Below are 9,201 nucleotides of genomic sequence, written 5' to 3'. Positions count from 1 at the left end.
TCTTTACGCAATTCAACGATTACTTGTAACAACCCTCGCTGATCACTTTGGGTAACAGTCCGAATGGCTTTGCGCAAAACAGGAAACTTCTCTCCATCTCGACTAGAAATTCCTGTTAAAAAGGTCAGAATATCAATCGCTAGACTTTCCGAGTCCTTCTTTTTCTTCATGATGACATATGGATCAAGTAAGCCTTGATTTTCTGGCTTACTAGTTAAGTTGAGAATATTAATCTCCTCCGCAATTTCTGGCAAGGTTTCTTTCCAGCCACCTCGCTCACCTTTTGGATCGACAATCACAGCTTGACCACCAAAAAGGACAGCATAATAGACTAAGAGATTGTTACTAAAGGATTTCCCACCACCTAGTGAACCAAGGAAAGCTGCGGCAAGTGCATTGGTAACTGAACCCTTGACTCCTTGTGAAGCCAAAGCCGGCTTGAGATAAACATTACGACCCGTATCTACATTGTAGCCAAAGTAAATGCCTTCTAATTCTCCTAGCATCTGAGTAGCCCCAAAACCAAGTCCCGCCAAAAAGTCAGACGTAAATAGCGATAGGTAACCCTTTGAAGTTATCTCTAGGTTTTCCCCCGCTCCACACCGTACGTGCAACTTTCATCGCATACGGCGTTCCAACTTGTTCGTATTTCTTTAGTGAAATTCAGTTAAATTACATTCTAAACGATATTTGTTTAACTTCTTCATTTGCTTATTTGTTAGTTGAAGAAGTTGTAGATACTCTTTAATCGTTTGTTTTGGCATGGATGAGTCTGTGTACCCATTTATGGATAATAACTAGGTTATCAAACTCATCTGTACCCCCAAATTTACGAGGAATAATATGATGACAATGAACATCTTGCGTTCTTAGAAAAATCCCTGTAACGGAACATTTTCCATTTTGCATAGAATATCTTGACAGTCGATTGTCTAAGTATTCAAGACTTTCATCTGTTTCCATCGTACTAAGGGTAACCAATTCAGAATAAACCGAAGGTTTTAATTTCCTCAGTTTAGCCAATCGTCCATCTTGCGTATAGTTGTTGATGTGAGGTTTGAAAAATTCTAACCTTTTCCATTTCACGCTATCTAATGGAAATAAATAATTCTTCCTAACACAAAACGTTCTTTTTGTGAGAGGATAAAACTTTTTATACGTAATGGGTGGGCTTCTAGGGATTTCATATTTTCCGAATGGTTTTAAACGATTATATAGTGCTGGTAAGCAGGAATAGTAGATAGAAGAAAAGTCATGGTTAATCAAGGTGGCTTTTTGATAATAATTCTGAATACCTCGTACATACTGGTTGTATTGGTTAACAGTTTTTCTAGTAGGAGATTTCTGAATTGCTTTTATCTTTTCTCTGATTTCCTTCTTAATTCTACTTTTTGATTTCTTTGAGACTCTCGAAACAGTAACATATTGTTGTTTCTTTTGTTTTATGACCTTTAGCTCGAATCCTAGAAATTCTGAATAATTTCTTCTAAGATTTGTAATTTTTGATTTGTCTGGTGAAATATCTAGGTTCAACCGTTGTTTAATATATCCCTTGACCGCATGATAGATTTTTACTGCATGTTTATGATTTGTTGTAAAGATTTTAAAATCATCACAATAACGTACGATGTGCATTTTCTTTAATTTCGACTTTACCAAAGCATGGTGCATATTATCTACACTGCTATATTTTCTTTTTGTTTGAAATGTTTCCCATTGATTGGCAATCCACCAATCTAAGTCATTTAGAACAACATTCGATAATAATGTAGATAACACGCCACCTTGTGGGACGCCAGAAGTGGAAGTGCCTTGTCCTGCTACTGTCACTTTTAACATTTTAGAGATTATTGCTAATACGCGTCGATCTTTTATACCGATGGTATAAAGCTGTTTGATTAACTTTCCATGATGGACGTTATCAAAGAATCCCTTAATGTCGACATCTACCACATGATGACATTTGCATTTATGTGCAATAAAATTACATCTTGCTATTGCATGTTCTGTAGAGCGATTAGGTCGGAACCCATAGGAATGTTTGAAAAATTTTGCTTCACATATGGGTTCTAACACTTGTTTAAACATTTGTTGTATCAAGCGGTCTTTCATAGTGGGAATGCCTAGAGGACGAGTTTTCCCATTACTTTTTGGAATGTTGACTCGTCTAACTGGCTGCGGCTGATAATTTTCAATTGTTTTTCGAATATCATTTACAAACTTTTGTTTGTTTTGAAATTTGAAATCACTGATTGTTTGATTATCTATCCCAGATGTTTTAGAACCAGTATTTGATTTAATAATTCTATATGCTAGTAGGATATTTTCCTCTGACATAATTATTTTATAAAGGTCAATACCTTTTGTTGCTTGTTTGCTACTTCTTTCATAGAGCCAATCAAAAGTTTCTTGCATTTGATAGTATTCATAATATCGTAATTCTGTACTCACTGATGGATTATTTCTCCTAACTTTAAAATTAGTCCCATCCTCTTACCAGATCTTGTGAGTTTCATTTAACTGTATTCACTTTTCAAAGAACAAGTCTTGGGGCTATCCCTCCACGTTGATTAGACGCTTCACAGGTACTGTGCCCCTACTCTCGCAGAAATTAAGGATTTTCGACTATTAGTCTTATATCCAACGCTCCAATAACAGTTGTTGAATAAGTGTTTTCTGTTTTCCTCGTTCCAGTTATTCTAGCCATACATCTATCCTTAGGTGCTTACTTTGAGCCTGAATATTATATAAGGTCATTGTTCCTTATCCCGAATTTCATAAATACGACTCTTACTTTTCGGTAATATTCGTTGCTTTTGCAACCCAATTATCTTTCGATAAAAGTCATCCTTTAGACCCGTACATTCGCAAGTTCGTCAGTTCCGTAGGAACATTCTCACCATAGATAGTTTGTGGCGTCCCGGCATATCCTTTACCATATAAGTTATTACTTACTTAGGTATTGTTCTGCCGACTTTACCTAGCTTCACACGAATATTCACTGTTATGAATATTCGCATGTAGGAGTATCAGACCAGTTGCTTCAACCAACTTGACGGTTTTCATTTCAACTGTGAAATAACTAGTTGTAATTATCTTTAGTTCTTGATAATTCTCCCATTTCATGCCTATGCACTTATAGGGAAACGAGTCGCACCATACTGGATATAGTCATTCATATACCGTTTACTAGCTGGTAGGAATTCTTCATGTAGCCCCATCGTATCGCCAAAGGGCCGGACTAGTTTCACATTGGTATCATCATAAAAATCGAACACTTCATCACAACGGCGTTTTAGTTCATCCACTGATTCTGCACTCACCCGGACCACATAGCTCAATTTGTACATGGATTCTTTTGACTGATCCAAGGTGGTCTCCAATTCATCAACGGAATCCAAAGCATCCAAAACATTGGAATTCGTTTCATTGTCAGATTGGTAAGCGTGGTTGTCTAAATCTTTTAATTCCTTTTTCTTGTTGCGAACGGTAGCTAATGCCTTTTTATTGGTGACAATTTCTACATTCATTGAAGTATCAATCGGAAAAGCAAATTGTTGTTGCTGGTAATAGAAAAGCTCTGAGGAAGGAAACTCCATCTCCCCGACAATGGTATTAATTGTCAAATAGGTTACATAAGACTCATGATTCTCATGTTCAATCCTTAAGTAACGAGGTTTCTCTTCAATCAAACAACGACTGGGACGTAATAAGTCATAGCGTTTCACCAAAGTTTCTGATTTCAATTTTTTCTTTGGTAACTGAAAGGCGTATTCTTCAAACGGTGTACCTTTTTCGCCATAAATATGTTCAATCAAGTAAGTAAGATCACTGGGATTCACTCGTCTGACTTTGAATCTCCGCGCTAATTTACTTTCCATCAGTTTTTCAAGCTTGGTATATCGGCGAATTTCTTCATTTGATAATGAAACAAAATCGCCCATCAAATGATGATTGACCTCATAGATAAACTCTTGAAAGCCGGAAAAGAAGGATTTTTTGAGACTTTTCAAATTCACTTCTTCATCTGTAGCAATCAGTTTGAAACCAATAAAAAAGCGATAATCAATCTGACTATCGCCAATCATGGATACTAATGCGTCTGTCTGTAAATCAATCCGTTGTAATGCTATTTCTTTGAGTCTACCTATAACTTCCTTTTTAGATCGTTCCTGAGTGGCACGAATACTACTTTCTGTCGCAATTTGTAGCGCATGAATCTTACCTTCTCGATTTTGGGCAATCAATTGGCGGAAATTATCATGCACTTGATATTTTTGTTCAGGAGATAAGAAGGAATAGTTATAAGGTATTAACTCATAATAAGCAAAACACTCTCCTTCTTGATTAAAAACAAGATTATTTTCGATATACTTAATCGGGTACATAGTTCACACTCCTCACTAATGTAATGGGTTCATCCCATCGTTTTTTCTGTTCTTTAACTTTTTTTCCTGCAAAAGTGACCTTAAATCGTAAATGATAACTGATAAAGGATCGTAAAAATCCCAATGGTTTCTTGCCATCAAAAGTCTTTTGCGACATAAACCAAGTAATCGCCACCGGGATGCCAAAGTATTTTAAAAATGCCCCCTCTATCACAGATAGTGGAGGCACATGGGCAAATACAATGACAAACAGCAAGGATAAAACAAACCAAGCCATTTGGTTAAAAGTTACAGGAAAAGGCAGATGAAAGTCATTGATTGCGTAAATGACTTTTTCAACTGCCCAGATACTGGTGTAGCTTTTTATTTTTTTCATTAACTCATCTCCAAATATATTGTTTTTTAAATTAAATATTCTGTTATAATTAAAATTAATTAGGGGGTAGATAAGTTTGAAACAAGAAGAGCTTAATCTTAAATTATATGAGTTGCTATTGAAAATCCAAAATGAATCTGACACACTAACAAATGCTGACATTTCAGAATCAGACGCAGATTTTTATGGATATCTTATCTCTAAAGAATTAGTTTATAATTTAAAAATAGAACACTATTACAGCGGTCCAAATATAGATGCTAGCCAAGCAATAATCACAGATAAAGGATATGCATTTATTAATCAAATTGGTGAAGCAGATAAACCTATTAAAATGAATCGTGAGAATCGATACAAACAACTTCAGATATTTCTCAAACGATTAGATGACCATGACGCTGATTTAAGAACTCCAAATTATCGTGTTCAAGAAATTGACTACTACGACTTAATTAAATATGCTATTGATTCAAATTTCGTTAAGGGAATTGCTATTCGATATGCTAGCAATAAACCCCATCTTTTTTTATCTCAATTTGCAAGGGTTACTACAGAGGGATATGATGTATTAGATACTCCCTATCCAAAAAATAATACACCCGGAGCAACCATCAGTAATACATACAATATCTATGGTGGAGATCAAAAGGGTGCGAGTTTTGGCAGTAACAACACAACCAATAATAATTAAAAGGAGAGATTAGTATTGGACTATCGAACCAAAGAAAAGAAGTTAAAGCAGCTCTTAAACTTCATTTATGATGGAACTACAGTTACGTCAGACTTATTGGAGTTATCTCAACAAGAATTCGCATCATTACTGGAAAGCGCAACAAAATCTGGCTACATCCGAGGTGCATCCATAACAAAAACCAAAATGTACCCCATAATTTGGACTGATGATGTCGAACTAACAGAAGAGGGGGCAGAGAAAATTCATCCTTCAGAAAAAAATAGTCAATCGATTCAGACGACAAATACCTTTAATTTTAACTCTTCAGGTGACTATAGAGGAGCGACATTCGGAAACAATAATACCGTTACAAACAATTGGAATAATTCTCTTGATGAATTAAAAGAATATATTGATGCTTTAGCAACAAGTTGGCAAAGAGCTTATCAATATCGTAGAAACTAAAGATTTTAAACCTAACGTTTTAGAAAGATTTTCTGATTTTCTCGAAAAACATCCTAAAATTGTTACTTTAGCAGGTAATGCAATTGTTTGGGCGCTTTCTAACACTGATAAACTTCCACTAATAAATTGAGATATAAGCCATTCAAGTTGAATGGCTTATATTTAGATTGGATATTCAAAAATACCTCGATTAGTAACTAAATAGTTTCCCTCAATCTCCAAGTCGCGAGCAAAAGAGGAATAATTGAAATACCTTACAAAATTTTCTGGAGCATCTCCTAAATACCCCTCATTTACCATTTGATAAGCTAAATCTTCCATATCATTACAATCTGGATAATACACAATATCATCCACATGCTCCACCATTTCCTCGAAAGAATTAAAGAAAGCGTGCTGAATCTCTGAAGCAACCTCACCAATTGGCGTTCCTTCTAATTCCTCCGCTAAGCCACACAATCGATTAATTTCCTCAATTGATGTATACTCATCAATCTCAAAGGGTAGTTCATAATCATGAATCGCATATTCTTCATAATCATCATTTAACCCAATTCGTTCTTTGACTTCATCAAAATCGACAGGTGGAGTAAACCACGCCCCCACCAACTCTCCTTCATTGTATTTTCCAAGGTTCGCAATATAAACACGCATCTGCTCCATCGTGATTCCCCCTTATGCACCAACAATTCGGTTAAATAAATTGAGTAAGACATCCTTCACACCAGAAGCATTAAAGACCAAACCTACCGCAATCAAGGCAATCACCAAAAAGCCAATTAATTTAGAAAACTCCCGCTTAAATCCTAAAAATAAACCAATGACTACAATCGCTAGTAAGACTAAGGATTGAGCATTGGTCAAAAACCATTGATATAAATTTTGTCCAAAATTCATCTCGTCACTTTCCTTTCTTTTCCATTACTCGGTCTGCTGCTGTACTTGCATGCATCAAGCACATCACAGTAACACCAAGCATACTGCCACCAAATACCAATAAAATATCTTTTACAATTCCCATCAAAATTCCTCTTTTCATACAATCAAATTTTCGATTGCCATACTTTGTTGTTCCAAAATTTTTTTATGCTGGTCTGATAACCGTGCATTCCGTACCATATCCTGGATATACGTTGTCTGATTCAGCCGATCCAATTCCTTTGCCATCTTCCACGTAGGGGCGACTTGACGTCCAAGCCAATTCAAGGTTCGTTCAATGGTATAAGGTTTCGGTTCAGAAGTTAATTGAATTTCCTTCCGATTCCGTCCAATAAAGCGACCCCATTGTTCATTCAAGGGCCAGTTGGTTCGCCGTTTGCCTTCCACCTTATCCGCAAATCGCAAGTAACGATTGATAATAGAAAACGTGGTGCTCTCAATGCTACGACCTTTTAACAAATCTTGAATCGCATGATAAGCACGGTCATTTTTCAGTCGAATCTCAAAACGATTTTTCGTCTCAGTCTGGTCTAATGGAATCCCTAACTTGATATATTGCTCGTAATCTTTTTCGTACAAGCAGAAATAAACCTCACTCTTGAGACTGCCGATATATAAGGTATTTCCCATGCCATCCTTTTCATCAGCTTTTAAAAGTTCCCCGGAACGATAACTTTTAAAGGTACGAAACAAGGAGATACATTCTTCCTTCTGACATTTTTTCGTTAAATCAGAAATATCCAGTAGCCCCACTCGATCATTGATTGCCAAGTCCAAGCGTTTCATCACACCACCGGTTTTTAGACAATCTTCGAAAAAGTCGTACCAGCTACGCTTTTGAGCGAGTAAAAAAGTTTCAAACTGCCGGCAACCACGACCCTTTAATTCCAAAAGAACACCTTTATCTTCTTCATGAGACAACATCACTACAATATCTCCCATGACATATTGTTCCTGATAGGAGTAAAAGGCGTAATCTTCATGAAGCATATACTCAAATTTCAGATGGAGAAGCTCTTGAATAATCTTCCGCACATCCGTTGTGGAAAAACGAATCCTTACATAGTCAAACAGTAACGTTAAAGGTAAATCGGGATTAAAACTTTCCAGTTGGTCAAAAATTTTTCTCATGGTTTTTGTAGAGGCAGTTACGCCACCGTTTTCTATCAGATTTAAATAGGTCCGACTAAGCCCACAAGCGATAGCTAATTTATTTTGTGAAACACCATATTCATTACGTCGGTCTTTTAATAATCGATAATCTAAATTCCGTTGTGCCAAGTTCTCACCTCCAAATTCAAGGTGTTAACTTTTTTTAATGAGTTAACACCTATGCAAATTACTTAATATCCTTGCTACACCAATAATTCTTAATGATTACTTGCTCATTTTTTGTGTTTTTGTACCCCCCTGTTAGATACGGGGGGTGAGACATCATGGCCGGCTAACGCCGTCCATGAACAGGCACAGCACCACGGAGGATTTCTGCTTCGCAAATCCCCCGCGGTCAGCGCCTATCAGTGGTTTATCTGGTTGTCACTCCGCGCTAATGCCCTCAATTTCCAACTCTGCTTTTATCTCAAACAAGTACTGACGTATATCCGGTTCTTTCGCAAGGTCCGCAATCCGTTCAAGTTCCGTGATTACTTGATTTAGTTCAATTCGAGCATCGGTTTCCTCGTCCATTACATATGAATCACCAGGGACTTTCACCCCATTTTTGCGAATATCAAAATTGAGCCGGTACAGTTCTTCTTCCAATTCCGGATCTGACTGAATCTTGCCAATCACCCAATAGACTTCCCAAACAACTCATCATAAATCATCTATTTTTACCTCCTTTAATCTTCTGGCAATATCAAAAATGACCGGAACTGTTACAGAGTTTCCGGCCTGCTTATACAACTGACTATCTGAATTGACTTGAGAAGCTCGGTCAAAAGCCCAGTCCGGAAAACCCTGAAGCCGCCAGCATTCTCTAGGTGTTAGCTTCCGAATCTGGTACTGATCTGTGACGACTGCTTGTTGGTCTCCTGTTAGTAAGGTATGCACACTTTGTTTTCCCAAACGGCCTCGACGACTTGTGGAATTAGGAAAAGCCAGGTTCACACTGTCCCCTGGCTTTACCTCTTGATATTCTGTTTTATTTTTCCGAATCATAATCTTCGTTCCCCTTTGTTTCGTTGACAAGGTGGGAGCTGTTCCGGTTACCTCATAGACCCGATTTCCTTGTTCAAAATTCCCCGGCAACATACCCGCTATAGAAATTCCCTCGTTCGTGGGTAAGGCTATTTTGATTCCTTCATCACCAGTTAAGGTGGGCGCTACCCCATCTGAACCATAGACTTGGCCACCCATTC

At 37.2% G+C, this 9,201-nt stretch carries 9 protein-coding genes and 3 pseudogenes; 2 read left to right on the top strand and 10 right to left on the bottom strand.

The window, feature by feature from the left end:
- From RV13_RS19795 to RV13_RS19780, 4 genes and pseudogenes are all read right to left on the bottom strand, one after another.
- A pseudogene (locus RV13_RS19795) lies at nt 1–563 on the bottom strand (ATP-binding protein); the annotation flags it as partial.
- A 181-nt stretch (nt 564–744) separates the two neighbouring features.
- A complete protein-coding gene (gene ltrA / locus RV13_RS19790) occupies nt 745–2,451 on the bottom strand; it encodes a group II intron reverse transcriptase/maturase (protein WP_227656324.1) in 1,707 nt (568 codons plus the stop codon).
- A 692-nt stretch (nt 2,452–3,143) separates the two neighbouring features.
- A pseudogene (locus tag RV13_RS19785) lies at nt 3,144–4,388 on the bottom strand (conjugal transfer ATPase TcpF); the annotation flags it as partial.
- Nucleotides 4,375–4,764 (bottom strand): conjugal transfer protein, encoded by a 390-nt coding sequence (locus RV13_RS19780; RefSeq protein ID WP_049220677.1) that lies wholly within the window; start codon nt 4,762–4,764, stop codon nt 4,375–4,377. The gene RV13_RS19780 and the pseudogene RV13_RS19785, both read right to left, overlap by 14 nt.
- A gap of 76 nt (nt 4,765–4,840) precedes the next feature.
- Between RV13_RS19780 and RV13_RS19775 the strand changes: the two genes are divergently transcribed.
- Entirely contained in the window at nt 4,841–5,455 is a 615-nt protein-coding gene (locus tag RV13_RS19775; RefSeq protein WP_060789635.1) for a hypothetical protein, read from the top strand.
- 15 nt (nt 5,456–5,470) lie between these two features.
- Nucleotides 5,471–6,032 (top strand): annotated as a pseudogene (locus RV13_RS19770) (hypothetical protein).
- Between the two features lie 32 nt (nt 6,033–6,064).
- On the opposite strand, the gene RV13_RS19765 reads toward RV13_RS19770, so the two are convergent.
- From RV13_RS19765 to RV13_RS19740, 6 genes are all read right to left on the bottom strand, one after another.
- The gene (locus RV13_RS19765; RefSeq protein ID WP_002359817.1) at nt 6,065–6,565 is read right to left on the bottom strand and encodes an antirestriction protein ArdA; all 501 of its coding nucleotides are present in this window, start codon (nt 6,563–6,565) and stop codon (nt 6,065–6,067) included.
- 12 nt (nt 6,566–6,577) lie between these two features.
- The gene (locus RV13_RS19760; RefSeq protein ID WP_002298822.1) at nt 6,578–6,799 is read right to left on the bottom strand and encodes a hypothetical protein; all 222 of its coding nucleotides are present in this window, start codon (nt 6,797–6,799) and stop codon (nt 6,578–6,580) included.
- A gap of 4 nt (nt 6,800–6,803) precedes the next feature.
- Entirely contained in the window at nt 6,804–6,941 is a 138-nt protein-coding gene (locus RV13_RS19755; protein WP_002359816.1) for a DUF3789 domain-containing protein, read from the bottom strand.
- The gene (gene mobT, locus RV13_RS19750; protein WP_002359815.1) at nt 6,938–8,122 is read right to left on the bottom strand and encodes a MobT family relaxase; all 1,185 of its coding nucleotides are present in this window, start codon (nt 8,120–8,122) and stop codon (nt 6,938–6,940) included. Before mobT ends, RV13_RS19755 begins: the two co-directional genes overlap by 4 nt.
- A gap of 255 nt (nt 8,123–8,377) precedes the next feature.
- On the bottom strand, nt 8,378–8,632 hold the full coding sequence (locus RV13_RS19745) for a hypothetical protein (RefSeq protein WP_049220684.1): 255 nt from the start codon (nt 8,630–8,632) through the stop codon (nt 8,378–8,380).
- Nucleotides 8,633–8,656: 24 nt separating this feature from the next.
- A partial coding sequence (locus RV13_RS19740; RefSeq protein WP_083579830.1) for a DNA cytosine methyltransferase occupies nt 8,657–9,201 on the bottom strand: 545 nt, incomplete at its 5' end.

Source organism: Enterococcus raffinosus, from assembly GCF_001886185.1.
GTDB classification, from domain to species: domain Bacteria; phylum Bacillota; class Bacilli; order Lactobacillales; family Enterococcaceae; genus Enterococcus_A; species Enterococcus_A raffinosus.
This window is presented reverse-complemented; position numbering and strand designations above follow the sequence as displayed.

Bases quoted from the DNA above. Each gene is read 5' to 3' on its own strand.
- RV13_RS19780 (WP_049220677.1), bottom strand. From the start codon at position 4,764: ATGAAAAAAATAAAAAGCTACACCAGTATCTGGGCAGTTGAAAAAGTC.
- RV13_RS19765 (WP_002359817.1), bottom strand. From the start codon at position 6,565: ATGGAGCAGATGCGTGTTTATATTGCGAACCTTGGAAAATACAATGAA.
- RV13_RS19760 (WP_002298822.1), bottom strand. From the start codon at position 6,799: ATGAATTTTGGACAAAATTTATATCAATGGTTTTTGACCAATGCTCAA.
- RV13_RS19755 (WP_002359816.1), bottom strand. From the start codon at position 6,941: ATGAAAAGAGGAATTTTGATGGGAATTGTAAAAGATATTTTATTGGTA.